Source organism: Microbacterium sp. KKR3/1 (assembly GCF_021272365.1).
GTDB lineage: Bacteria > Actinomycetota > Actinomycetes > Actinomycetales > Microbacteriaceae > Microbacterium > Microbacterium aurugineum.
In genome coordinates this window covers 170190-195159 of the sequence record NZ_JAJSDW010000001.1, presented here as the reverse complement: position 1 = coordinate 195159, position 24970 = coordinate 170190, and the positions used below count along the sequence as shown (strand labels likewise).

The 24970-nt window shown below is 67.4% G+C and carries 23 protein-coding genes; 3 read left to right on the top strand and 20 right to left on the bottom strand.

Annotated features, from left to right (window positions below; translation table 11 throughout):
• Positions 1-28 precede the first annotated feature (28 nt).
• Genes LVJ59_RS00950 through LVJ59_RS00930 form a run of 5 tightly spaced genes read right to left on the bottom strand, consistent with a single transcriptional unit; the run spans position 29 to position 5932 of the window.
• Positions 29-1207 (bottom strand): Xaa-Pro peptidase family protein, encoded by a 1179-nt coding sequence (locus LVJ59_RS00950; protein ID WP_232761692.1) that lies wholly within the window; start codon positions 1205-1207, stop codon positions 29-31.
• Positions 1208-1216: 9 nt separating this feature from the next.
• Complete coding sequence (locus tag LVJ59_RS00945) at positions 1217-2116, bottom strand: ABC transporter permease (protein ID WP_194239255.1); 900 nt, start codon at positions 2114-2116, stop codon at positions 1217-1219.
• Positions 2113-3075: an ABC transporter permease gene (locus LVJ59_RS00940; RefSeq protein ID WP_131491221.1), complete on the bottom strand. Its 963-nt coding sequence runs from the start codon at positions 3073-3075 to the stop codon at positions 2113-2115. The genes LVJ59_RS00945 and LVJ59_RS00940 overlap by 4 nt, the downstream gene beginning before the upstream one ends.
• A gap of 32 nt (positions 3076-3107) precedes the next feature.
• Entirely contained in the window at positions 3108-4727 is a 1620-nt protein-coding gene (locus tag LVJ59_RS00935) for an ABC transporter substrate-binding protein (RefSeq protein WP_232761691.1), read from the bottom strand.
• Positions 4727-5932, bottom strand: a complete 1206-nt coding sequence (locus LVJ59_RS00930; RefSeq protein WP_232761690.1) for a dipeptidase — start codon at positions 5930-5932, stop codon at positions 4727-4729. Before LVJ59_RS00930 ends, LVJ59_RS00935 begins: the two co-directional genes overlap by 1 nt.
• A gap of 157 nt (positions 5933-6089) precedes the next feature.
• Between LVJ59_RS00930 and LVJ59_RS00925 the strand changes: the two genes are divergently transcribed.
• Entirely contained in the window at positions 6090-7757 is a 1668-nt protein-coding gene (locus LVJ59_RS00925; protein WP_232761689.1) for an ABC transporter ATP-binding protein, read from the top strand.
• Positions 7758-7775: 18 nt separating this feature from the next.
• On the opposite strand, the gene LVJ59_RS00920 is transcribed toward LVJ59_RS00925, so the two are convergent.
• The 10 genes from LVJ59_RS00920 to rplU form a co-directional block, all read right to left on the bottom strand.
• Positions 7776-8465, bottom strand: a complete 690-nt coding sequence (locus tag LVJ59_RS00920; RefSeq protein WP_232761688.1) for an SDR family oxidoreductase — start codon at positions 8463-8465, stop codon at positions 7776-7778.
• Position 8466: 1 nt separating this feature from the next.
• The gene (rsfS, locus tag LVJ59_RS00915) at positions 8467-8847 is read right to left on the bottom strand and encodes a ribosome silencing factor (RefSeq protein WP_047519881.1); all 381 of its coding nucleotides are present in this window, start codon (positions 8845-8847) and stop codon (positions 8467-8469) included.
• Entirely contained in the window at positions 8847-10049 is a 1203-nt protein-coding gene (locus LVJ59_RS00910; RefSeq protein WP_232761687.1) for a hypothetical protein, read from the bottom strand. The genes rsfS and LVJ59_RS00910 overlap by 1 nt, the downstream gene beginning before the upstream one ends.
• Positions 10046-10651, bottom strand: coding sequence for a nicotinate-nucleotide adenylyltransferase (gene nadD / locus LVJ59_RS00905; RefSeq protein ID WP_047519877.1), 606 nt, complete (start codon positions 10649-10651; stop codon positions 10046-10048). Before nadD ends, LVJ59_RS00910 begins: the two co-directional genes overlap by 4 nt.
• Before the next feature lie 6 nt (positions 10652-10657).
• On the bottom strand, positions 10658-10882 hold the full coding sequence (locus LVJ59_RS00900) for a hypothetical protein (protein ID WP_047519875.1): 225 nt from the start codon (positions 10880-10882) through the stop codon (positions 10658-10660).
• 65 nt (positions 10883-10947) lie between these two features.
• Complete coding sequence (locus tag LVJ59_RS00895) at positions 10948-12201, bottom strand: glutamate-5-semialdehyde dehydrogenase (protein WP_232761686.1); 1254 nt, start codon at positions 12199-12201, stop codon at positions 10948-10950.
• 9 nt (positions 12202-12210) lie between these two features.
• Positions 12211-12996, bottom strand: coding sequence for a glutamate 5-kinase (proB, locus tag LVJ59_RS00890; RefSeq protein ID WP_047519871.1), 786 nt, complete (start codon positions 12994-12996; stop codon positions 12211-12213).
• Entirely contained in the window at positions 12993-14492 is a 1500-nt protein-coding gene (gene obgE, locus LVJ59_RS00885; protein WP_047519869.1) for a GTPase ObgE, read from the bottom strand. The genes proB and obgE overlap by 4 nt, the downstream gene beginning before the upstream one ends.
• Positions 14493-14593: 101 nt before the next feature.
• The gene (gene rpmA, locus LVJ59_RS00880; protein ID WP_017202370.1) at positions 14594-14851 is read right to left on the bottom strand and encodes a 50S ribosomal protein L27; all 258 of its coding nucleotides are present in this window, start codon (positions 14849-14851) and stop codon (positions 14594-14596) included.
• An 18-nt stretch (positions 14852-14869) separates the two neighbouring features.
• Positions 14870-15178: a 50S ribosomal protein L21 gene (gene rplU / locus LVJ59_RS00875; RefSeq protein ID WP_028501602.1), complete on the bottom strand. Its 309-nt coding sequence runs from the start codon at positions 15176-15178 to the stop codon at positions 14870-14872.
• 249 nt (positions 15179-15427) lie between these two features.
• Here rplU and LVJ59_RS00870 point away from each other — a divergent pair, with 249 nt between their 5' ends.
• Positions 15428-15694 carry a DUF4031 domain-containing protein gene (locus LVJ59_RS00870; RefSeq protein WP_232761685.1) on the top strand — a complete coding sequence of 89 codons (267 nt, stop codon included), beginning with the start codon at positions 15428-15430 and terminating at the stop codon, positions 15692-15694.
• On the opposite strand, the gene LVJ59_RS00865 is transcribed toward LVJ59_RS00870, so the two are convergent.
• On the bottom strand, positions 15659-18274 hold the full coding sequence (locus LVJ59_RS00865) for an Rne/Rng family ribonuclease (RefSeq protein ID WP_232761684.1): 2616 nt from the start codon (positions 18272-18274) through the stop codon (positions 15659-15661). The genes LVJ59_RS00870 and LVJ59_RS00865 overlap by 36 nt on opposite strands.
• Positions 18275-18557: 283 nt before the next feature.
• Between LVJ59_RS00865 and LVJ59_RS00860 the strand changes: the two genes are divergently transcribed.
• The gene (locus tag LVJ59_RS00860; RefSeq protein ID WP_232761683.1) at positions 18558-19169 is read left to right on the top strand and encodes a vitamin K epoxide reductase family protein; all 612 of its coding nucleotides are present in this window, start codon (positions 18558-18560) and stop codon (positions 19167-19169) included.
• Between the two features lie 79 nt (positions 19170-19248).
• Here the strand turns inward: LVJ59_RS00860 and ndk are convergent, their stop codons facing one another.
• The 4 genes from ndk to ileS are packed head-to-tail and all read right to left on the bottom strand — an operon-like array spanning position 19249 to position 24776.
• Positions 19249-19665: a nucleoside-diphosphate kinase gene (gene ndk, locus LVJ59_RS00855; RefSeq protein ID WP_047524000.1), complete on the bottom strand. Its 417-nt coding sequence runs from the start codon at positions 19663-19665 to the stop codon at positions 19249-19251.
• A 1-nt stretch (position 19666) separates the two neighbouring features.
• Positions 19667-20080 (bottom strand): DUF4233 domain-containing protein, encoded by a 414-nt coding sequence (locus tag LVJ59_RS00850; protein ID WP_227991679.1) that lies wholly within the window; start codon positions 20078-20080, stop codon positions 19667-19669.
• On the bottom strand, positions 20077-21429 hold the full coding sequence (locus tag LVJ59_RS00845) for a folylpolyglutamate synthase/dihydrofolate synthase family protein (protein WP_232761682.1): 1353 nt from the start codon (positions 21427-21429) through the stop codon (positions 20077-20079). Before LVJ59_RS00845 ends, LVJ59_RS00850 begins: the two co-directional genes overlap by 4 nt.
• Entirely contained in the window at positions 21426-24776 is a 3351-nt protein-coding gene (ileS, locus tag LVJ59_RS00840) for an isoleucine--tRNA ligase (RefSeq protein WP_232761681.1), read from the bottom strand. Before ileS ends, LVJ59_RS00845 begins: the two co-directional genes overlap by 4 nt.
• Positions 24777-24970 lie beyond the last annotated feature (194 nt).

Genomic DNA, 24970 nt, shown 5'->3' with positions numbered 1-24970 from the left:
CTCTGTCTCTCTCTCGAAATCCGGGGCGTCAGAGCGCGATGGTGCAGTCGTCGAGGCTGCGGGGGAAGGAGGTCAACGGCTCGGCACCGGTGTCGGTCACGAGCATGCTGTCGCTGATGCGGTATCCGGCATGCCCCGGAACGTAGATGCCGGGCTCATTCGAGACGACCATGCCCGCTTCCAACAGCGTGGGATCGCCGTCCTCCAGCCACGGAGCCTCGTGCATGCCGAGGCCGATTCCGTGTCCCTGGCGGTGGCGGATGAACTCGCCCAGACCCGCATCGCGGATCACGTCGAGGCACAGCCGGTTCGCCTCACGGCATTCGAGCCCGGCGCGGATGGTCTCGCGTCCACGCAACTGGGCCGCATGGATCGTGTCGTGATAGCGGCGTTGCTCCGCTGTGGGCTCGCCCAGCACGAAGGTGCGCTCGCCTTCGATGAAGCGACCACCGACTGCGCATCCCAGCGACAGCATGAAGGTGTCGCCGGCTTTGAGGCGGTTGACCGACGGAAGACCGTGGGGGAACGCGGAGTTCGCGCCCGAATAGACGAGCCCACCGGCGAGCAGCGAGGCCACCACCACGTTGTGATGCTCGGCGTACATGATGCCGGCGCCTGCCGCGGTGACGTGACGTTCGAGCTCAGCCTCGGTCGGCAGGTCGCCCCCGGCGCCGATGGCCTCCGTCACCAGCGCCACACCGGCGTCGAGCATCCGATCGGTGATGCGAGCGGCTTCGCGGTGGAGCACGACTTCTTCGGGGAACTTCACATAGCGGGTGCGGGTGACCAGGTCCGACCCGACGAGGTCTGCACCGGGCATCGCTTCCCGTGCAGCCGCGAGTCGTGAATACGGCATGGTGGAGGTGAATCCCACCCGGCCCCGCGGTGTGACCGCGCGGGCCAGCACCTCGAACGGTGCGACGACTCCGGGGAACTCGAAGAACGAGACCAGCTCCGCCCGGGAGGACTGGGACTGGGCGTACTCGCGCTCGAGCTCCGGCAGCAGCATGACGACCCTGCCCGTCGCTTCGAGCCAGACCGCCACGGGGCGCTCGGACGGGTGGTGGAAGAAGCCGGTGAGATACGCGATGTCCTCCGGGCTGTCGGTGAGGAACGCGTCGAAGCCTTCCTCGGCCATGCGCTCGCGCACGCGTGTCTGCACACGGTCGAAGAACTCGGGTGAGAGTCGCTGGTCGAACTCGGTCATCACAGGCTCCTATCGGGCGAGGTGGCGCGGGTTGCGCGCGTCGTTGTAGGCGATCGAGAGCAGCGTGGCCGAGAGCACCAGGATCAGGATCGCGATCGAGGGGAAGAGCGTCAGCCACCAGGCGCTCACCATGGCACCGGCCTGCTGCGCTTCGTAGAGGATGCGCCCCCAGGACCAGGTCGTCGGATCCCCGAGGCCCAGGAAGGCGAGTCCCGCCGCCGAGAGCACCGCCCGCGACGCCGTCACGACCACCGAGACCACGACAACCGGGGTCACGGCGGGGAGGATGTGTTTCGTGATGATCCAGACCGGCGAGGTGGTCATCAGGCGCGAGGCATCGACGTAGGGCAGCCCGACGACGGTCAGCGCCTGTGAACGCACGAGACGGGTCACTTCCGGCCACGAGAACGCCGCGACGACGAAGATGATCGTCGACGTGCTCGGCCCCACGAGCGCGGCGATGAGGATCATGAGCGGCAGCACCGGCAGCGAAAGCGTCATGTCGACGATCACGCTGATGACACTGTCGAGCTTGCGGAAGTAGGCGCCGAGCACGGCGATGATCGTGCCGAAGACGATCGCGATCAGTGAGGCGGCGACCGCGACGAGCACGCTCTGCTGCGTGCCCCAGATCACTTCGGAGAACACGTCGCGCCCGAGGGCGTCGGTGCCGAACCAATGGTCGCCGCTCGGCGGCCGCAGCACGTCGGGGCCGTAGCTGGCCGGATAGGGCGCGATCAGCGGAGCAGCGAGCGCGACGATGACGAGCAGGATCAGAAGGCCGAGTGAGATCATCCCGAGCGGGTCACGGCGGAACGCGCGCCAGGTGTGCGCGCTCGCCCGTTCGCTGCCCGTGGCGGTCGGTTCGCTCGGTGCGAGGGTCTCGGAGGAGGGCATCGGAGCGGTCATGAGGTCTTCACTCTCGGGTCCAGGTAGCCGTAGATGATGTCGGTGATCGTGTTCGCGACCACGACGGTGATCGCGAGCATGAGGAAGGCCCCTTGCAGCACGGGGAAGTCGAGCTGGGTGACCGCCTCGTAGATGCCACGGCCGATACCGGGGTAGGCGAAGACGGTCTCGGTGAGCACCGCGCCCCCGACCAGGAATCCGAGCTGCAGGCCGATCAGCGTGGTCGTGGGAAGCAGCGCATTGCGCAGCGCGTGCTTCCAGAGAATGCGGCTGCCGCGGATGCCGTTCGCCTTGGCCAGGAGGATGTAGTCCTCCCCGAGCGTCTCGATGAGCGTCGACCGCATGGTGAGCACGTAGGAGCCGACTTGGATGAGCATGAGTGACACCGCGGGGAGGACGAGGTGCTGCGCGACACTGAGGTACCAATCGAACCCGTAGGTGTTGTTGGTGTACGCACCGCCGATCGGGAACCAGCCGAGGTTCAGCCCGAACACGAACAGCAGGAGGATCGCGACACTGGGGACGAACAGCGACTGTCCCGTGACACCGACGACCTGCACGGCCCTGTCGATGAACCGTCCCTTGTGGGAGGCGGCGGCGACACCGAGCGGCACGCCGATGACGATGGTGAGCACCAAGGCTGTGACGGTCAGGAGCAGCGTCCACGGCAGCCGTTGCAGGAGCACGTCGGTCACCGGGATCGACTGCGTGAACGAGATTCCGAGGTTGCCCTGCAACAGCTGCCACATGTAGAGCCCGTATTGCACGATCAAGGGCTGGTCCAGCCCGTACTGCTCGAGGATGGTCGCCCGGATGTCGTCCGTCATGTTCGGGCTCGCCAGCGCCAGCGCCGGATCGCCGGGAAGCAGACGCAGGAGCAGGAACGTCACGGTCACGGCGAACCAGATCGTGAGCAGACCTCGACCTGCGCGACGGAGAATGAACGATGCTCGGGACACCCGGGCGACCTTCCTCGAGAGTGCAGTGGTGGTTACTCGACCGGGTACGCGCTCGCGAGCGAGAGCGGGTTCACGATCGAGAGCAGTTCGCTCGGCTTCGAGATGAAGCCGGCCCATTCATCGCTGGCCGCGAAGAACAGATTCTGCGTGTACATGATGTTGTCGTAGACCTGCTCGTGCACGATCTTGTTCGCCTCGCGCATGATCGAGATCTTCTCGTCTTCCTCGAAGGTGACCATGCCCTCCTCGATCAGCGCGTTGAGGTCGGGGTCGTCCACGTGGGTGTAGTTGATCGCTCCGCCGGGGAGGTACGAGAGCGCGAAGTTCGTCACCGGGTCGTCCATGATGGCGAAGTTGCCCGCATAGATGTCGTAGTCCCCCTCATTGGTCATCGAGAGGTAGGTGTTGCGCTCCGTGCCCTGCAGCTCGATCGTGATGCCGGCCTCCGCCGCGCTGTCCTTCACCATCTGCGCCCACTGGCTGGTCACGCTGTCCTGCAGCGAGTAGATCAGCCGGAACGAGAGGGGGAACTTCCCGCTCGCGTCCGCCGTGTAGCCGGCCTTCTCCATGAGGGAGCGTGACTTCTCGGGGTCGAACTCGTACTCCTTCACCGAGTCGTCGTAGTACTTCGCGAGCACCGGCATCAGCGCACTCGAACCCGTCGAGACGGCCTGCCCCTGGAGCACAACGGTGCGGATCGCGTCGTAGTCGACCGCGTGGGCGAGCGCCTGGCGCACCTCGGTCTTCGCGAGGTCGGGCTTGTCCATGTTGTAGACCAGGTGGGCGTACCCGAGTCCCGGCGCCTCGATGACCTGCAGGCCGTCGGTGCTGCTGAGCTGCTCGACCTGCGCCGGCGGCAACGCGTTCGCGATCACGTCGATCTCGCCGCTCTGCAGCGCCAGGATCTCGGTGTTCACGTCGGGATACACGCGGTACACCACCTCCGCGGGTCCGGGCACTCCGCCCTCGACGAGCGGGTAGTCCTCCACGCGCTCCAGGGTGTAGTGCTGGCCGACCTGGAAGTCGCTCATGATGAACGGCCCCATGCCGACCCAGCCGCCGTCGCTGCCGTCGTTCGCGAACTCCGCGATCGACCCCTGCGGCTCGAACACGTGCTGCGGAACGACGACACCCCAGAACCCGATCTCCTCGATGATCGACGAGTCCGGCTGGGTGAGCGAGAGCTCGACCCTCGTGTCCGATACAGCGGTCGCGGTGTCGAGGTTGCCCAGCTGTCCGTAGAACGTGCCGGGAGCCTGGTCGCGCTTGACGGCGTTGAGCGTCCACGCGACGTCCTCGGCGGTCAGGGGCTCGCCGTCGCTCCAGGTCAGGTCGTCGCGGATCTCGTAGAAGCCGGTGGTGTCATCCACGTAGCCCCAGTCGGTGGCGACATGCGCTTCCTTGGTGCCGTCGTCACTGATGCTCAGCAGATGCGGATACATCAGGTTCGTGATCCACGAGTCCGTGCGGCTGTTGCCGAGGACCGGATTGAAGTTCACGACGTCCGTCGTCGTGCCGATGCTGATCGTCTCCTCGCTGGGGCCGGAGGAGCCGGACGACTCCCCCGGTTCCGGCGCAGACGGGGCGCACGCGGCGAGACCGACGGCGAGAGCCGCGGCCGCACCGAGGGCGAGGAACTTGCTGTACTTCATCAGACCCAGACCTCCTCGAGTACGCGCAGGGTGTTCCCTCCGACGACGGCGCGAATCTCGTCGTCGGAGTAGTCGTGCTTCACAAGCCAGCCGATGATGTTGTAGAAGGCCTCGGCCGGGTTCTCGATGCCGTCGACGTACGGCTGCTTCTCGTAGTCGACGTTGGCGTGCGCCTGGCCGAGCGACAGGTTCGACGAGAACGCGTCGTGCAGGCCCACGTGATCGCCGAACAGCGTGTCGGGACCGAAGCTGACGTGCTCGAGGCCCACCAGGTCGACGCAGTACTGGAAGTGATCCATGACCGACTCCAGCGAGTGCTGCGGGTGCTGGGGCGAGATCGTCGTGTGCGGGGCCGCCTCGATACCGATCACGCCGCCGCGCTTCGCGCACTCGATGATCGTCTCATCGGTCTTCATGCGGTTCGTCGGCCACAGCCCGCGCGCACCGGCATGCGTGATGAACACCGGCTTGGTGGAGTGGGCGATCACGTCGAGGCACGTCTGGTCTCCGGAGTGGGAGATGTCGATCGCGATGCCGAGCTTGTTCATCCGCTCGACGGCGCGCTCGCCGAAGTACGTCAGGCCGCCGTCGCCGCGCTCCTTGAGCCCACCGCCGAGCATGTTGGCCTCGGAATAGGCGATGCCCATCTGACGCACGCCGAAGCCGTAGAGGACGTCGAGGCGGTCGACCTCGTTCTCGATCATCGTCGAGGCCTCGAGAGCAAAGATGTGTGCGACACGGCCGGTCTCTGCGGCGTGACGGATGTCCTTGATCGACTCTGCCTTGATCACGAAGTCCTGGTGCGCGAGGTCGGCCATGCGCACACCGAGGTCGAACAGCACGTCCTGGTACTTCCATCCGGCGTCACTGGAGATGCAGCAGGTGCCGTCCATGCCGTTGTCGAACACGGCCGTGAGACCCGAGCGGGCCAGGCCCTGGTAGGCGGTGGGTTCGCGGCCCTGGCGGATGTGGTCGCGCAGCTCGCCCATGTCCTCGGGGAACACCTGCACATGCTCGTGCAGGGAGATCACGGTCTCCTCGCGGAGCAGACGCTCGGTGCGTTCCTGCTGGGCGTCGCTCAGCCCGAGGTCATACGCCGGCACGCGGCCGATCTGCGGGGCGTAGCGGAACTCGCGGTAGTCCTTGCCGGCTTCGAGATAGTCGTACGCGGTGTAGCCGGTATACCGGCCAGCTTGTTCGAGCACGAATGCGCTCCTTCGGTTCGATGATGCGGGTGCCACTCCCGATCGACGAGCGGGAGATTCCTCGAATCTGGAGGATTTCGGCACAGAAGTCAACCCTGGTGATTATCTTCGGCTGAAATGTTTCCTGTTCGAAACATTTCAGAGCCAGGATGCTGGCATGATGGCATCCATGGAGAACACATCCGCCCCCGAGAACGCCGTGGTCCTGGACGTGAAGGGACTCACCGTCACCCTCACCGGCGAGGGACACCGACACCGCGTGGTCGACGACATCGACCTCGTCGTGCGACGTGGAGAGGTGTTCGCGCTGCTCGGCGAGTCGGGCTCGGGCAAGTCGATGACCGCACGCGCGATCATGGGGCTCCTCGACGACGGAGATGTCGAGGCGTCGACCATGTCGCTGAGCGGGACCGACCTCCTCTCCCTTTCCGCCGAGCAGCATCGACGCCTGCGTGGCGTGCGCGTCAGCCTGGTCATGCAGGATGCGCTTTCCGCTTTGAACCCGGTCCTCAGCATCGGCGACCAGATCATCGACCTCCTCCGCGCTCATCGCAGCATCGGCCGCCGCGCTGCCGAAGCACGCGCGGTCGAGCTGCTGACCCTCGTCGGTATCCCCACCCCCGACAAGCGCGTGCACGACTATCCGCACCAGTTCTCCGGCGGTCAGCGCCAGCGCATCCTGATCGCCATGGCGATCGCACTGGATCCTGATCTCATCATCGCGGATGAACCGACGACCGCGCTCGATGTGACGGTGCAGGCGCAGATCCTCGATCTGCTGCTCTCCTTGCGTGAGCGGCTGGGGATGGGCATCCTGCTCATCACGCACGATCTCGGCGTGGTGATGGAGGTCGCCGATCAGGTCGCGGTCATGCGCACGGGACGCATCGTGGAGTCAGGGTCCGCCGATGAGGTGCTGACGAAACCTCAGCACCCGTACACGGTGCAGTTGCTGAACTCGATGCCGCGGGATGTGAGCGCCGCCGCAGATGACGACGGTGGCGCCCCCATCCTCGAAGGACGTGGCCTGGAGCGCACGTTCCGCTCGGGCAGTGGTCGCCGCGCGCATCGCGTCGCCGCGGTCGCCGGCGTCGATCTCGAGCTCCGACGGGGCGAGATCCTGGCGGTCGTCGGCGAATCAGGCAGTGGCAAGTCCACACTGGCGCGCATGCTCGTGGGGCTGGATTCCCCCGACGCGGGCACCCTGCGCTACCGCGATCAGGACGTGACCAAGGGACGACTGCGCGACCGGAAGATCCTGCGACGCGGAGTGCAGATGGTGTTCCAAGACCCGTACCTGTCGCTGAATCCGCGGATGACCGTGCAGCAGATCATCGCGGAACCACTCGCCGCCACTCATGCCGGAACACCGGCGACCCGACGCGCGCGAGTCGCAGAGCTGCTCGAACTCGTGGGCCTGACTCCGGAGATGGGCTCGCGATTCCCCCACCAGTTCTCGGGCGGTCAACGTCAGCGGATCGGTATCGCGAGGGCGCTCGCCCTCGACCCCGACGTCCTGGTGTGCGACGAACCGGTGTCTGCACTGGATGTCTCGATCCGCGCGCAGATCATCGACCTGCTGTGCGACCTGCGTGAACGGCTGGGCATGTCGATCGTCTTCATCGCACACGACCTCTCGCTCGTGCGTCATATCGCCGATCGCGTCGCGGTGATGTACCTGGGCAACCTGGTCGAGATCGGAGACACGGAAGAGGTCTACCGTCGTCCCGAGCACCCGTACACGCGGTCGCTCCTTTCGGCGATCCCCCCGCAGACGCGCGCCGATCGCGGCATGCTCGCCCGTCGCACACGGCTGACGGCCTGAGCCCAAACCTGCGCCGGGTCAGCGGCCCGGTCGCACCGTGAGGTCGGTGATCTCCGCGTCGCGCGGGAGGTCGAGTGCGGTCAGGATCGTCGTGGCGACGGACTCCGGCGTGATGAAACGCTCGGCATCGTAGTCCTGCCCCTCCTGCTGATGCACGCGCTCCTGCATCGGGGTGGCCGTGCGCCCCGGGTAGATCGACGTGACGCGAACGCCGTGCTGCGCCTCTTCGGCCCGCAGCGCATCAGCGAGAGCGCGGAGCCCATGCTTCGACGCCGCATAGGCGGACCAGCCGGCGTGGGCGCGGAGTCCCGCACCGGAGTTCACGAACACGATCTGTCCCTGCGACACACGGAGGACCGGAAGCAGGAGACGTGTGAGCTCGGCGGGCGCGACGAGGTTCACCGCGAGCTGCTGCTCCCAGAGCGCGGGCGGCAGGTCGGCCACCGCGCCGAGATCGACGACTCCGGCGACATGGATCAGTGAGTCGATGCGATCCGGGAGCTGCTGCTTCGAGAGCGCCCACGACAGACGGCCCGGTTGCGCGAGGTCGCCGACGAGCACACGAACACCCGGTAGCGCCTCCGCGACCTCCCGGGCACGCCCGGCGTCGCGCACGAGGGCGACCACGTCATCCCCGCGGTCTCGAAGACGACGGACGAGGACCGCTCCGATGCCGGACCCTGCACCGGTGATGAGGTGCGTGGGCATGTCAGCTGGCGTCTGCGGCGGGCTCGACCACGTCGATCGGAACGACGGGGCAATCCTTCCAGAGACGCTCGAGGCCGTAATACACGCGCTCTTCCTGGTGGAAGACGTGCACGATCAGGTCTCCGAAGTCCAGCAGGACCCACCGGGCCTCCGCACGACCCTCGCGACGGACACGCTTGTGCCCCGACTCGATCAGTCGGTCTTCGATCTCATCGGCAATTGCGGCGACGTTCCGCTCACTGTTCCCGGTGACGAGAAGGAAGATGTCGACGAGCGGGAGGGGCTCGGAGACGTTGAGCGCGACGAGGTCCTCACCGCCCTTGTCGACGGCGGCTTGTGCTGCGAGGCGCAGCATCTCTTCGGCAGTTTCAGGTGATTGCATCAAATCAATTTCGTGGTGAAGGCGATGACGAGAACGACGCCGATCGCGAGGGCGAGGCCGCCGGCGATGATGGCGAGGGTCACCATCAGTCGGTTCCCCTTCTCGGGGGCAGGAGGTCGGATGACCTCACCCGCGGGCTTGATGGTGCTGATCGCCGAACTCGCGGCGATCGGTGTGGGCGAGGACGCCGGCGGGAGCTCCCCGTCGATGAGGACCGCGTCGATGTCCTTGCCATCGGTCGTTCCGAGTGCATGTCCTTGAGAGCCCATGCCCTGCGGGAGCTCATAAGACCCGGTGACCAGGATCTCGCCCGTGGATGCGACGGGCCCCGAGAGCGAACCCTCCCCCGGCGACGGGGTGAAGATCAGAGCGTTCGGAGCGGAGTGCTGCGAACCGGTGGAGTCGCCGACGGCGAGCAGTTCGTCGAACGACGGACGGAACGGCGCATGTGCATCGGAGGCATCCGCAAGGATTCCCTCCCCGAACGCGGAGTTGACCGTGGGACGCTCCTCGATGGGTTCGTCGTCAGCACCCACATCGGCCAAGACGTCCTCATCGGCCGCCTGCTCGTCGCTGTCGGTCGTGAGACCGAGCACGGCTTCGACGTCCTCGCTCACAGGCGCTTCGGCCGGTTCTTCCGTGGTTTCGGCTTCGGCTTCGGCTTCGAGGGGGACCTCGCCCACGGCATCAGCCGCGACGGACGCACTGACCGGCGCCACGGCGACCTCGTCGTCCACATCATCGTCGTCGGCGTCGCCGGGCTCTTCGTTCACGGAGATGAAGGTCGGGATCCCCGAGACGATCTCCGCCGGCTCGTCCGCACCGGCCGCCGTCTCAGACGGCTCTTCGACTTCGGCCTCTTCCGTGACCTCCGCCTCGACGACGGGCACCGACGCGGTCCGGACCTTCTCGAGCTCACGCGCTTGGCGCCGGGTCAGCGGGGCTTCACCGCGCTTCGCCTCGACGCTGCCGCCTTCGTCGGCGTCGGGGGCCGACCGCGGTGCCGCGTCCGGTTCCGCCGCGGCGGACTCTCCGACCTCTGCGGGTGCGACGACAGGCGGCAGTGGCGGCGCGGGCGGTGCCGATTCGGCCGCCGCAGCGGCTTCCTCCGAGGAGATCACCGGGGTGGAACCCGTCAACCGGATCTCTCGCAACTGCTTGCGCGTCAGCGGACCCTGCCCCTGCTGATCCGATGTACTCATGCCTTGCTCCGATACAGATGATGCTTCGCGATGTACTGTACGACCCCATCAGGGACCAGATACCAGACCGGCTGATCGTCGCGAACGCGTTCACGGCAGTCCGTCGACGAGATCGACAGCGCCGGCACTTCCAGTTGGCTGACGTTGTCGCTCGGGAGGCCGTCTGTGCTCAGGACATGTCCTGGCCGAGAGACCGCGACGAAGTGGGCCAACTCCCACAACTCATCATGGTCCCTCCAACTGAGAATTTGCGCCACGGCATCCGCGCCGGTGATGAAGAAGAGCTCCGCATCCGGCCGATCCTTCTTCAGGTCACGCAGCGTGTCGATCGTGTAGGTCGGGCCCTCGCGGTCGACGTCGACCCTGCTCACGGTGAACTGCGGGTTCGAAGCGGTGGCGATCACGGTCATCAGGTAGCGGTGTTCGCTCGGCGAGACGCCCGACTTCTGCCACGGGTGCCCGGTGGGGACGAAGACGACCTCATCGAGGCCGAAGGAGTTCGCGACCTCGCTCGCTGCGACCAGGTGGCCGTGATGGATGGGGTCGAACGTACCGCCCATCACGCCGATGCGCGGGGTGCGCGGGGTCGCAGCGTCGCTCATGGGGGCCTAGTGGCCGTGTCCCGCCTCGTGGCCGTCCTTGCCGTGCTTCGCCGCCCAGGCCTCCGCCTTCGCCGAGTGCCGGTTGGCGACGTTCTTGTAAGACAGGGTCACCAGCGCGAGGAAGGCGAACACGATCGCGGCGATGACTCCGAAGATCACCGTTTCGAGCGCGACGTTGCCGTGGTGCTCGGTTTCGGCAGCGGCCATCGCGATCTGTGCGACGAGGTTCATCCTGACTCCGTTTCGTGGCGTGCTGTTCGGGATCCTGTGAGGTACAGCGTCTCCCAGTCTAGCGCTCAGCCGCGGGTCTGCCCCGATCCACGCGCAAGCCATTTCGTGCTGGTCAGTTCGGCGAGGCCCATCGGTCCGCGCGCATGCAGCTTCTGGGTCGAGATGCCGACTTCCGCGCCGAAACCGAACTCGCCGCCATCGGTGAAACGGGTGGAGGCATTCACCATCACGACAGCCGAGTCCACCTCCGCGAGGAAGCGCTCCGCGTTGCGTGAGTCCGTCGTGATGATGGACTCGGTATGACCTGTGCTGTACCGACGGATGTGGTCGAGTGCCTCGTCGAGCGAGTCCACGACCTTCATCGCGATATCGAGGCTCAGGTACTCGGTGGCCCAGTCCTCCTCCGTGGCGGGGATCACATTCGACATGAGACCTGCCACCACGTCGTCACCGTGGATCGCGACCCCCTCACTCTGCAGGGCGCTGGCCACCAGCGGCACGAGCCGCGGCGCCGCCTGTCGATGCACGAGCACCGTCTCCACCGCGTTGCACACGCTCGGCCGCTGCACCTTGGCGTTCACGACGATGTCGCGCGCCCACTCGTCAGGGGCGGTCTCGTCGAGCACGATGTGCACGTTCCCCGCTCCCGTCTCGATGACCGGCACGGTGGACTCCGTCACGACCGCCTCGATCAGGCCGGCGCTCCCCCGTGGGATCAGGACGTCGATGAACCCACGACCGTGCATGAGGGCTTTCGCTCCGTCGCGCCCGAAGTCGTCGACGGTCTGGATCGCCTCCGCCGTGAGTCCTGCCCGCTCGATCGCTCCGCGCATGACCTCGACGAGCACCGTGTTGGACTCGCGTGCGGCAGTGCCACCTCGCAGCACCACGGCATTTCCGGAGCGGAGTGCGAGCGCGGCGATGTCGACGGTCACGTTGGGACGCGCCTCGTAGATCGCGCCGACCACCCCGAACGGCACCCGCACCTGTTCGAGTGCCACCCCGTTGGGCATCCGGTGTCCGCCCACCACACGGCCGACCGGGTCGGGCAGCGAGGCGACCTCGCGCACGGCCGCGGCCAACGCGGCGACGCGCTTCTCATCGAGGCGCAGACGATCGATCAACGACTCCCCGATACCGTCCGCACGGCCACGTTCGATGTCGCGACCGTTCGCTTCGATGATGCGCGGCGCAGCTTCCTGGAGCGCGACGGCGATCGCTTCGAGCACCCGGGCCTTGTCGTCGCTCGTGAGGGCTGCGGTGGCTCGGGAGGCCTCTTTGGCGCGCTCCAGGCGCACCTGCGGGGTCTGGTCGGTCATCCGCCCAGTTTAGGAGGTGGCGGGTTCGAACCAGGTTCCTATTTCCGCACCGGAGAGTGCCTGATCCACCAGGTCGGCGCTGGTGACGAGGACGCCGATACCCGAGGCCGCGGCGAGGCGCGCTGCCGAGACCTTGGTGGCGGCGCCGCCGGTGCCGACGCTGTTGACCACGGTCGATCCGAATTCCAGTCCGGTGAGGTCGGCGTCAGGCGCGACGATGTCGATCGGCTCGGCGTCGGGGTCCGTCGGAGGCTTCGTGTACAGCGACTCGATGTCGCTGAGCAGGATGAGCGCGTCCGCCTCGATCAACTGGGCGACCAGGGCGCCGAGGCGGTCGTTGTCTCCGAACCGGATCTCCTGCGTGGCGACCGTGTCGTTCTCGTTCACGATCGGGAGGGTGCGCAGACCGAGCAGGCGCTCCATCGCACGTCGCGCGTTGGAGCGCGAGGTGGGGTTCTCGAGGTCACCGGTCGTCAGGAGCACTTGTCCCGCGACGATGTCGAACGGGCGCAGCGATTCCTGGTACCGATACAGGAGGATGTTCTGCCCCACGGCCGCCGCAGCCTGCTGCGTCGCGAGGTCGGTGGGGCGGGCGTCCAGCCGGAGGAACGGGATCCCGGACGCGATCGCCCCGGACGACACCAGCACGACCTCAGCACCGCGCGCATGGGCAGCGGCCAAGGCCTCGACGATGACGGGGATCCGCCACGACGAGTCACCGCTGATCGACGACGAGCCGACTTTGACGACGATGCGGGACGCGGTCGCGAGATCCGCGCGGGTTCGTGCGGTCACTCGCCGTCCTCGCGGTATGCGGCGAGACGCTGCGCTTCCACCTCGGCACGCGCTTCCGCCTTGGCGTCCATGCGCTCGTAGTACTGCTCGCGGCGCTCCGACGTCGTCCGACGAGCGTTGGGGGCGAGGCGAGGGTCTGTTCCACGGGGAGCACTCATCAGCTCCGCGGCAGAGGACATGGTGGGCTCCCAGTCGAAGACGATGCTGTCGCCCTCGCCGATCACCACGGTCGAGCCCTGGACCGCGCCGAGGCGGAAGAGCTCATCCTCGACACCGAGCTTCTCCAGACGGTCGGCGAGGTATCCCACGGCCTCCTCGTTCTGGAAGTCGGTCTGCTGCACCCACCGCACCGGCTTCTCCCCCAGGATGCGGTACACGTTGCCATACGTGCCGCCCTCGACACGGATGGAGAAGTCCTTCTTGGAGCCGCGCGGGCGGATGACCACGCGCTCCGGCGGCGTCTCGACCGCCGCTTCTGCGCGGTGCTTCTCGACGAGCTCACCCAGTGCGAAGGTGAGCGGACGCAGTCCCTCATGCGAGACCGTGGAGATCTCGAACACACGGAACCCGCGGGCCTCGAGGTCGGGACGCACCAGCTCAGCGAGATCGCGGGCTTCGGGGACATCGACCTTGTTCAGAGCCACGAACTGCGGCCGCTCGAGCAGAGGGGTCTGGCCTTCGGGAACCTCGTAGGCGCCGAGCTCGGCGAGGATGACGTCGAGATCCGAGATCGGGTCGCGTCCAGGCTCCAGCGTGGCGCAATCGAGCACGTGCAGCAGCGCGGAGCATCGCTCGACGTGACGGAGGAACTCGAGACCGAGTCCGCGCCCCTCGCTCGCACCCTCGATGAGACCGGGCACGTCGGCGACCGTGTAGCGGAAGTCGCCGACCTGGACCACTCCGAGGTTCGGATGGAGCGTCGTGAACGGGTATTCGGCGATCTTCGGGCGGGCCGCGGAGATGGCCCCGATCAGGCTCGACTTGCCCGCGGACGGGTACCCGACGAGAGCGATGTCGGCGACCGTCTTCAGCTCGAGGACGACGTCGCCCTCGTAGCCGGGAGTCCCGAGCAGGGCGAAACCGGGAGCCTTGCGCTTCGGGGTGGCCAGCGCAGCGTTGCCGAGTCCGCCCATTCCCCCCTTGGCGACCACGAAACGCTCACCGGGGATGATCATGTCGATCAGGACGTCACCCGCGGTGTTCTTCACCACGGTGCCGACTGGAACGGGGAGCTCGAGCGTCTCGCCCAAAAATCCGGATCGGTGATCGCCCATACCGGGGCCGCCGTTGCCGGAGGAGCGGTGCGGCGAGTGGTGGTAAGAGAGCAGCGTGCCGGTCTGCGGGTCGGCCACGAGGACGACATCGCCGCCGTCACCGCCGTTGCCGCCGTCCGGGCCACCCAGCGGCTTGAACTTCTCGCGGTGCACGGAGACGCAGCCGTTGCCGCCCTTACCCGCACGAAGGTGCAGTGTGACGGTATCGACGAACGTGACCATGTCCTGGTTCCCCTGAGTTCCTGTGTTGTTTCGGTGTGCAGATACACGGACGGGGCGAGCCGAAGCCCGCCCCGAACCGGATGACTAGTGTCGCGCTGAGATCACTCAGCTGCAGCGACGATGTTGACGACCTTGCGGCCGCCCTTCGCGCCGAACTCGACCGCGCCTGCGGCCAGAGCGAACAGCGTGTCGTCGCCACCACGGCCGACGTTGACGCCGGGGTGGAAGTGCGTGCCGCGCTGACGGACGATGATCTCGCCGGCGAGAACCTGCTGACCGCCGAAGCGCTTCACGCCGAGGCGCTGAGCGTTGGAGTCACGACCGTTACGGGTTGAGCTTGCGCCCTTTTTATGTGCCATGTCCTAGTCCCCTCGGGCTTACTTGATGCCGGTGATCTTGACGCGCGTGAGCTCCTGGCGGTGGCCCTGACGCTTCTTGTAGCCGGTCTTGTTCTTGTACTTCTGGATGATGATCTTCGGGCCGCGGAGGTTGCCGATGACCTCAGCCGTGACCTTGACCTTCGCCAGCGAGTCAGCGTCGGTGGTCACCGTGGCGCCGTCGACGAGCAGCACAGCGGCCAGCTCGATCTTCTCGCCCTGGGCAGCCTTGACACGGTCGAGCTGAACGATCGTGCCGACCTCGACCTTCTCCTGCCGCCCACCGGCGCGCACTACTGCGTAAACCACTTCATACCTTGTTTCGTTGGGGAGCACTTCGGCTCCGAGAATGTCACGGGAAGACTGTTGCTTGCATGCGTCGCAGGACGACGGGCGCGAACGCAAGGCTCTCCGCCTCAACCGACGAGGAAGACGCGGCATACGCACCAAGGGACTACTTTACCGGATGCGGGTCGGTGTCGCAAAGCCACGCCGACTCCGGCGGTTCTCGCTCGCGTTCAGCGTCCCGACCCGACGGCACGGTCGTAGGCTGACCAGGTGACCGTGCTCGTCGACTCCCCCCTCTGGCCCGCTCACGGACGCCTGTGGGCGCATCTGGTGAGCGATGAGAGCCTCGATGAGCTGCACGACTTCGCGAGGGCGCACGACGTCCCCGCGCGCGCCTTCGACCTCGACCACTACGACGTGCCGCAGGAGATGATCCCCCGACTCGTCGCCGCCGGCGCCCAGCAGGTGCAGGGCAAGGAGCTGGTGCGCCGGCTGATCGCGTCAGGACTCCGAGTCCGCGCCCGCGACCGGCGCTGACGGCTCGGAGTTCACCGACACCGGGGTGCCGGTCAGCGCCGCCGTGCTCACCCGACGGCGTCCTCGACCCTGCCCCGGAGCCTTCGGCTCGGGAAGCGCGTCGAGCACCGAATCGAGAAGCTCTTCCGCGGGACTCTTGGGCCCCTTGCGATCCCCGCCGCGCTTCTTGCGTGCCTTCTTGGGGCGCTCCGCCGCCACGGGTGCCTCGTCCGCTGCGACCGGCGCCGGCGTCTCCGCCGTCCCGTCCGCAGCGGGAGCGATGGTCGACGCCGCGATCTGAGCCAGCGCGGACTTCGCGCCCTCGGTGATGCTGTGGGTGACGTGCGGGGCCGCCGGAGCACTCTGGCTCTGACCGTTCCCGCCGTTGCCGCCGCGCTGGCGACGACCGCCCTGACCGTTTCCGTTGCTGCCGCCGTTGCTGTTGCCCGAGCGGTGCTTCACGACCGGATCATGATGCACGATGACGCCGCGGCCGGCGCAGACCTCGCACGCCTCGCTGAAGGTCTCGAGCAGGCCGAGACCGAGCTTCTTGCGGGTCATCTGCACCAGACCGAGCGAGGTCACCTCGGCGACCTGGTGCTTCGTCCGGTCACGGCTCAGGCACTCGATCAGACGACGGAGCACGAGGTCACGGTTGGATTCCAGCACCATGTCGATGAAGTCGACCACGATGATGCCGCCGATGTCGCGCAGCCGCAGCTGGCGGACGATCTCCTCGGCCGCCTCGAGGTTGTTCTTGGTGACCGTCTCCTCGAGGTTTCCCCCCGAGCCGACGAACTTGCCGGTGTTGACGTCGACGACCGTCATGGCCTCGGTCCGGTCGATCACGAGCGACCCACCCGAAGGCAGCCAGACCTTGCGGTCGAGGGCCTTCTCGATCTGCTCCGTGATGCGGAAGGCATCGAACGGGTCCGTCTCGTCTTCGTACGCCTCGACCCGCTCGAGCAGGTCGGGCGCGACGCTCTCCAGGTAGGCGCGGATCGTCTGCTGCGCGTCCTCCCCCTGGATCAGCATCTTCGTGAAGTCCTCGTTGAAGACGTCACGCACGATCTTGACGAGCAGGTCCGGCTCGGCGTGCAGGAGCGCAGGCGCCTGCTGGCTCTCGACCTGCTTCTGGATGTGCTCCCACTGCGAGGTGAGACGCTGCACGTCGCGCGTGAGCTGGTCTTCGGTCGCTCCCTCGGCCGCGGTGCGGACGATCACGCCGGAGGACTCGGGGAGGACCTCCTTGAGGATGCGCTTGAGGCGCGCCCTCTCGTTGTCGGGGAGCTTCCGGCTGATGCCGTTCATCGACCCGCCGGGGACGTACACGAGGTAGCGGCCAGGGAGGGAGATCTGGCTCGTCAGGCGCGCGCCCTTGTGCCCGACCGGATCCTTCGTGACCTGCACGAGCACACGGTCACCCGGCTTCAGCGCGAGCTCGATGCGCCGCGGCTGATTGCCCGTCTCGACGCCGTCCCAGTCGACCTCACCCGAGTAGAGCACGGCGTTGCGACCACGACCGATGTCGACGAACGCGGCCTCCATGCTCGGGAGCACGTTCTGGACACGACCCAGGTACACATTGCCGATCAGCGACGCATCCTGGTTGCGGGCGACGTAGTGCTCGACGAGGACGCCGTCTTCCAGTACACCGATCTGAGTGCGACCGTTCTTGGAGCGCACGACCATCTTGCGGTCGACGGACTCGCGGCGCGCGAGGAATTCGGCCTCGGTCACGACCGGACGACGACGGCCGGCGTCGCGCCCATCGCGGCGGCGCTGCTTCTTCGCCTCGAGACGGGTCGAACCCTTGATGGCCTTCGGCTCCGTGATGTACTCGACGACACGCTGACGCTGGCGCGGCTCGTCGCGCTGGTCATCCCCGTCCGAGCCGCCACGACGGCGACGTCCGCGACCGCGCGGCGCGGACTCGTCTTGCGGCTGATCGCGGTCGGCGATGCGGTCGAAGACGCGCTCGCGACCGGGACGCGCCGGCAGCGGCACGATCTCCGGAGCGTAGAAGTGCAGCTGGGTGGAGACCTGCGAGACGAAGACCTCGGGCAGCAGGCCCAGCGACACAGCGGTCACCGGAGCCGGCGCCTCGGGAGCAGCAGCCTCGGGGGCAGCTGTCTCGGCGGCAGCAGCGGGCGCTTCCTCGACAGGGGGTTCGTCCGTCGAGGGCTTCTCCTCCGCCGGCTCCGTCTTCGCATCCTGCTCGTCCGCAGCGGCCTCGGCCACGGCACTCTCGCCAGCGTCGGAGGAGCTCTCGGAGTCAGTGCTCTCGGAGTCAGTGCTCTCGGAGTCAGTGCCCTCACGTGCCTCGTCGTGATCGGCGGCGTCGCGTGCGACCGCATCCGCCGCGTCATCGGCGGCGGCTGCGGCGTCCTCGGCGGCGGCGTACCCTGCGGCGACATCGTCCGCGGCAGCGTCCGCAGCGGCATCGGCTGCGTCTGCGGCGGCCTCCGTTGCCGCGGCGTCGTCGCTCGAAGACCCGGTGAGCTCGTCGGCCTCCGGAGCAGCGGGCTCCGTCAGCGCATCCGCGGCGTCAGCCGGGAGATCGAGGGCAGGTACGTTGTTGTCATTGTTCTCATCGGCCATCTCTGGCTTACTCCCTGCACGGAGCACTGGGTGCTCCATGAAATCTCATGCGGTACCCGCGGGTTCCGCGAACTCACTCGGTGTGCGACCGGCTCATGGCTCTGATCGCGTGGGGCATAGGACCCCGAAGTCTGCGTCGACGCGTGTCGCGGCGGGGCCGTTCATCGCGTCACAGGCCATTATCGCACCAAGTGGCCCCGTTCATGGCATCAGGTCGTGACCAGCGCGTTTTCTCCGGCCTGTTGTCGTCCTATCCATAGCCGCCGCTGAGATAATCGCCCGTATGAGCGAGCAGCGCACCCGCCCCGTCTTCTATGCCGTGTGGTTGATCATCGCGAGCGTCATCGGGTGGTTCGCCGCTTTCGAGCTGACCGTCGAGAAGTTCGCACTGCTGGAGAACCCGAAGGAAGCCCTCGCCTGCGACTTGAGCCCCTTCATCCAGTGCAGCACGAACCTGGAGTCGTGGCAGGGATCGGTCTTCGGCTTCCCCAATCCGATCATGGGCCTCACCGGATGGATGGCGCCCCTGGTGGTGGGCGTCGCGATCCTCGCCGGCGCACGGTTCCCCCGCTGGTTCTGGGCGGCGTTCGGACTCGGCATCACGTTCGCCTTCGGCCTCGTGTGCTGGCTCATCGGCCAGAGCCTCTACGACCTTTTCGTCCTCTGCCCTTGGTGCATGGTCACGTGGGCGGTCACGATCCCCACCTTCTTCGCGACGATGGTCCATCTGACCCGCAACGGCACGTTCACCCGGAACGAGAAGATCATGGCCCGCGCCGACACGCTCATGCCGTGGGTGCCGCTTGCCACGATCGTCGCCTATGCGCTGATCATCCTCCTCGCACAGCTCCAGGGGCTCGACTTCCTGGGCGAGATGAGCAGGATCCTCTTCTGATCCGCGGTCTCCGCAGACGAGAAGCCCGCCCGCCGAGATTCGGCGGGCGGGCTTTTCGTCGGCGTGCGGGCGGACGGACTCAGTCGAACCAGATGCCGAGCTCGCGTGCAGCCGACTCGGGGCTGTCCGAACCGTGCACGAGGTTCTGCTGCACGGGGAGTCCCCAGTCGCGGCCGAAGTCTCCGCGGATCGTGCCGGGCGCGGCGGTCGTCGGGTCGGTGGTTCCCGCGAGCGAGCGGAATCCTTCGATCACCCGGTTGCCCGCGAGGCGGATCGCGACGGACGGGCCGGAGAGCATGAACTCGAGCAGCGGCTCGTAGAACGGCTTGCCCTCGTGCTCGGCGTAGTGCTCGGCGAGAAGGTCGCGGTCGGGCTCCACCAGGCGGATGTCGACGAGGGCGTACCCCTTCGCCTCGATGCGGGCGAGGATCGCGCCGGTGAGGCCGCGGGCGACGCCATCGGGCTTGACGAGGACGAGGGTTTCTTCGGTGGCCATGTCATTCACTCTCTGTCTGAGTCTCGGTCGTGGGAGCCGCGGAACGTCGTGCGTCCAATCGAGCCCCTCCGATGGTCGCATACGCCCACATGCCGCCGAAAATCAGGACGACCAGCAGGATCGCCGGCACGAAGAACGCCGACAGGGCGACGAGGGCCTGGACGACCCATCCGGCGGTAAGTGCCCACGGCTTCGTGATCATGCCGGCGATGAGGATGCACACGAGCGCGAGGACTGCTCCGCCGACGATCCCCCACCACTGCTCGATGCCCTCGGGAAGCTGTCGCAGCCCGAAGATCGTGAGCCCGACCAGGAACACCACGATCGCCTCGAACCCCAGCACGACGGGCGCGAGCTTCTGCACGAGGGTGCGCGGCGGCCGAGGCGATCGCGCGGCAGGCGCATTCGCGGTCATGCGCGCCACCCCGACTTCCAGTCCTCTTCCTCGGCCAGGGCGATCGCCTCGCCGGCGAGCACGACGGAACCGGCGATGATCACGGCACGACGATCGGAGGATGCGGCCCACTCACGGGCGGCGTCGGCGGCGTCGGCGAGCGAGTCATGCACGGTCGCGCGCTGTCCGGTCTGCTCGACGAGGTCGGCGATCGCATCCGCGTCGCTCGCGCGATCGGACTCCGGAGCCGTGGCGAACACGTGCGCGGCCCGTGGTGCCAGCTCCGCGACGATGCCCGCGGCGTCCTTGTCGGCGAGTACGCCGAGCACCAGACCCCACTCATCGAAGTCGAAGCTGTCGTCCAGAGCCTGCGCGAGCGCCTTGGCACCGTGCGGGTTGTGGGCGGCATCGACGATCACGGTCGGCGCGATGCCGAGCAGCTGCAACCGGCCGGGCGACGTCGTGCCCTGCAGGCCGTCGGAGATGATGTCCGGGGCGATCGCCTGAGACGCACCGCCGATCAGCGATTCGACGGCCGCGACGGCGAGTGCGGCGTTGTGACCCTGGTGAGCGCCGTACAGCGGGAGGTACTCCTCGGCGTATTCCCCGGCCAGTCCCCGGACGCTGATCAGCTGCCCACCGACCGCGAGCTTCTGCTCGGTGAGACCGAACTCCTCGCCCTCGAACGCGATGGTCGCGTTGCGCTCGGCCGCCACTCGGCGCAGGACCTCGGCGGCCTCCGGGGGCTGCTGCGCGGATACGACCGCGGCACCTTCCTTGATGATGCCGGCCTTGGTCTGCGCGATCTCCGCGATCGTCCCGCCCAGGCGGTCCGCGTGGTCGATGTCGATCGGCGCGAACACCGCGACGTCGCCGTCTGCCGTGTTCGTGGAATCCCACTCACCGCCCATGCCCACCTCGAGCACCAGCACGTCGACCGGAGCATCCGCCACCGCGACGAAGGCCAGCACCGTGAGCAGCTCGAAGAACGTCAGCGGCGCGTCTCCCGCGGCCTCGAACTCGGCGTCGACGATGTCGACGAACGGCTCGATCTCGTCCCACGCATCCGCCACCGCCTCGTCGGAGATCGGCTCTCCGTCGATCATGATCCGCTCCGTGAAGCGCTCGAGGTGCGGGCTGGTGAATAGACCTGTCCGCAAGCCGTGCGCGCGGAGGAGGCTCTCGATCATCCGTGCCGTCGACGTCTTGCCGTTCGTGCCTGTGAGGTGCACGACGCGATAGGTGCGCTGCGGGTCGTCGAGGAAGGCGAGGATGCGCGCGGTGCGCTCCTTGCGAGGCTGCACCCAGCGCTCTCCCGCCCTGCTCAGCAGGGCCTCGTAGACGGCATCCGCCCGTTCCCTGTCACTCATGCGCCTGCTCCGATCCTGGTGACGGCGATCGTGAAGTCGCCACGGTTGGCGTAGGTCCCGCTCGGGATGTCCGCCGTGAACTCGGCTGCGGGAAGCGCGGCGTCGTCACGGTGAAGCGCGTGCTCCAACGCGAGGGTCTCTCCCGCGACATCGGCGACCTCGAAGGCGGCTGCCACCGCATCCGCGTCCTCGGCACTCGCGAAACGCAGTTCCAGGCGGATGCGGTCGCTGACGTCGAAGTCCGCGTTCTTGCGGGTCTCCTGCACGGCGCGGATGACGTCGCGGGCCAGTCCTTCGGCCTCCAGGTCGGGCGTCGTCTGCGTGTCGAGCAGGACGAACCCTCCGCTCGGGACGATCGCGAGCGCTTCGCCGTCGGGACGACCCGTCGTCTCGAGCACGAGCTCGTACTCCGCCGGCTCCAGCGCGATGCCGCCGGCGATGACCACGCCGTCCACTTCGTTCCAGTCGCCCGAGCGTGCGGCCTGGATCGCCTTCTGCACGTCCTTGCCGAGGCGCGGACCGGCCGCGCGAGCGTTCACACTCAGTCGGTGGTCGATGCCGTACTCGACCGCGGTCGTGTCCGTGAGCGGCACGACCTCGACGGATTTGACGTTGAGCTCCTCGCGGAGGATGTCCTCGAACTGCCCGAGGGTCCCCGCGAGCGGCGACACGACGGTGAGGCGCGCGAGCGGCAGACGCACGCGGAGCTTCTCCTTCTTGCGCAGGGCGTTGCCGACGCTGGAGAGTTCGCGGACCGCATCCATCGCGTCGCGGATCTCGTCCGCGGCAGGGTACTGCGCGTCGTCGGGCCAGTCGGTCAGGTGCACGCTGCGTCCGCCGGTGAGCCCCTGCCACACGCGCTCACTGACGAGCGGCACGAGGGGTGCCGCCACACGGGTGAGCGTCTCGAGCACGGTGTAGAGCGTGTCGAAGGCCTCACGGCTCTTCGGATCCTCTGTGACGCCGGTCCAGAAGCGATCACGGGAGCGACGGATGTACCAGTTCGTCAACACCTCGGCGAAGTCACGCAGACGCGCGGAGGCCGTGGTCGAGTCGAGACCCTCCAGATCCGCACGTACCTCGCGGACCAGATCGCCGAGCCTGGCGAGGATGTAGCGGTCGAGGACATCCGAGGAGTCCGTGCGCCAGGACGCCTCGTACCCGTCGGCACCGGAGGCGTTGGCGTAGGTCGCGAAGAAGTACCACGAGTTCCACAGCGGCAGCAGGAATTCGCGGACGCCCGAGCGGATGCCCTCCTCGGTGACCGCGAGGTTTCCGCCTCGCAGCACCGAGCTCGACATCAGGAACCAGCGCATCGCGTCGGAGCCGTCTCGGTCGAGCACCTCGGACACGTCCGGGTAGTTGCGCAGCGACTTCGACATCTTGTAGCCGTCGCTGCCGAGCACGATGCCGTGACAGCTGACGCCCGTGAACGCCGGGCGGTCGAACAGCGCGGTCGAGAGCACGTGCATGACGTAGAACCAGCCGCGGGTCTGGCCGATGTACTCCACGATGAAGTCCGCCGGTGAGTGCGAGTCGAACCACTCCTGGTTCTCGAACGGATAGTGCACCTGCGCGTATGGCATCGACCCCGAGTCGAACCACACGTCGAAGACGTCCTCGATACGGCGCATCGTGCTCTTGCCCGTCGGGTCGTCCGGGTTCGGACGCGTCAGGTCGTCGATGTAGGGGCGGTGCAGGTCGATCTCGCCCTCGGGGTTCCGCGGCAGCGTCCCGAAGTCCCGCTCGAGATCCTCCAAGGATCCATAGGCGTCGACGCGCGGGTACTCCGGGTCATCGCTCTTCCAGATCGGGATCGGAGAGCCCCAGTAGCGGTTGCGGCTGATCGACCAGTCGCGGGCGCCCTCGAGCCACTTGCCGAACTGTCCGTGCTTGACGTTCTCGGGCACCCAGGTGATCTGCTCGTTGTTCGCGAGCAGGTCGTCCTTGATGTCGGTCACCCGGATGAACCAGCTCGACACCGCCTTGTAGATCAGGGGGTTCCGGCAGCGCCAGCAGTGCGGGTACGAGTGCTCGTAGCTCTGGAGCCGGATGAGGCGGCCGTTCTCCCGGATCAGGCGCACCAGCGGCGTGTTCGCCTCCATCCACAACTGACCCGCGACATCGGTGACGTTCGGGAGGAACCGGCCACCGTCGTCCAGCGAGAGGATCGTGGGGATGCCGGCAGCGCCCGCGACCCGCTGGTCGTCTTCACCGTAGGCCGGAGCCTGGTGGACGATGCCCGTGCCGTCGCTCACGGTGACGTAGTCGTCGACCAGGATCCGCCAGGCGTTCTCGGTGCCATAGGTCTCGGCGTCGGCGTAGTAGTCGAAGAGGCGGTCGTACGTGACGTCCTGCAGCTGCGCGCCACGCACGGTCGCGTCCACCGCGGCGAGCGCGTCCTCCGTGCTCTCGTAGCCGAGGTCCTTGGCATAGCCACCGAGGAGGTCACGGGCGAGGAGGTAGCGATGCGCGGAGGACTCGATGGCGGCGTCCTCGGTCCCCGCCGTCTGATGGACGTCGGCGGCACCTGCCGGTCCCGCGGGGAGCGCCACGTACTCGATGTCGGGACCGACGGCGAGCGCGACGTTGGTCGGCAGGGTCCAGGGCGTGGTCGTCCAGGCGAGGGCGCGGACGCCGGTGAGCCCGAGCGCCTCGGCCTTGGCTCCCGTGAGCGGGAAGGTCACCGTGACGGACGGATCCTGGCGCATCTGGTACACGTCGTCGTCCATGCGCAGCTCATGGGCGCTGAGCGGCGTCTCGTCTCGCCAGCAGTACGGCAGGACGCGGTATCCCTCGTACGCGAGGCCCTTGTCGTACAGGGTCTTGAACGCCCAGAGCACGCTCTCCATGTACCCGAGGTCGAGCGTCTTGTAGCCGCGGTCGAAGTCGACCCAGCGCGCCTGGCGGGTGACGTAGTCCTGCCACTCGCGCGTGTACGTGAGCACCGAGTCCTTCGCCTTCGCGTTGAAGACGTCGATGCCCATGTCCTCGATCTCCGACTTCTCGGTGATGCCGAGCTGCTTCATGGCCTCGAGCTCGGCCGGCAGACCGTGGGTGTCCCATCCGAAGACCCGATCGACCTTGTGGCCGGTCATGGTCTGGAAACGCGGGAAGACGTCCTTGGCGTAGCCGGTCAGGAGGTGCCCGTAGTGCGGCAAGCCGTTCGCGAACGGCGGACCGTCGTAGAACACCCATTCCGGTGCGCCCTCACGCTGCTCGATCGAGGCGCGGAAGGTGTCGTCGGATTTCCAGAACGCGAGCACCTCTTCCTCGATCTGCGGGAAGCGGGGGCTGGGCGCGACGGAGTCGGCGGCGGGGCCGAAGGAGGAACGGGGGTAGGTCATCGTGTCTCGCAGTGTTCGTCGTGGCGGATGCTCCTGCGAGGACGACCCTCGCGGACCGCGGTACCACCTCGCGTGCCACGCCCTGCGACGCGACCACTCTCACTGCGGCTGTGACGGGCCTGCCCCGCTCGGTTCTACTGAGCGCCGCCCGGGGGCCGCACCGTTCTTCCGAGAGCTCCCCGGTGATGGCCGGA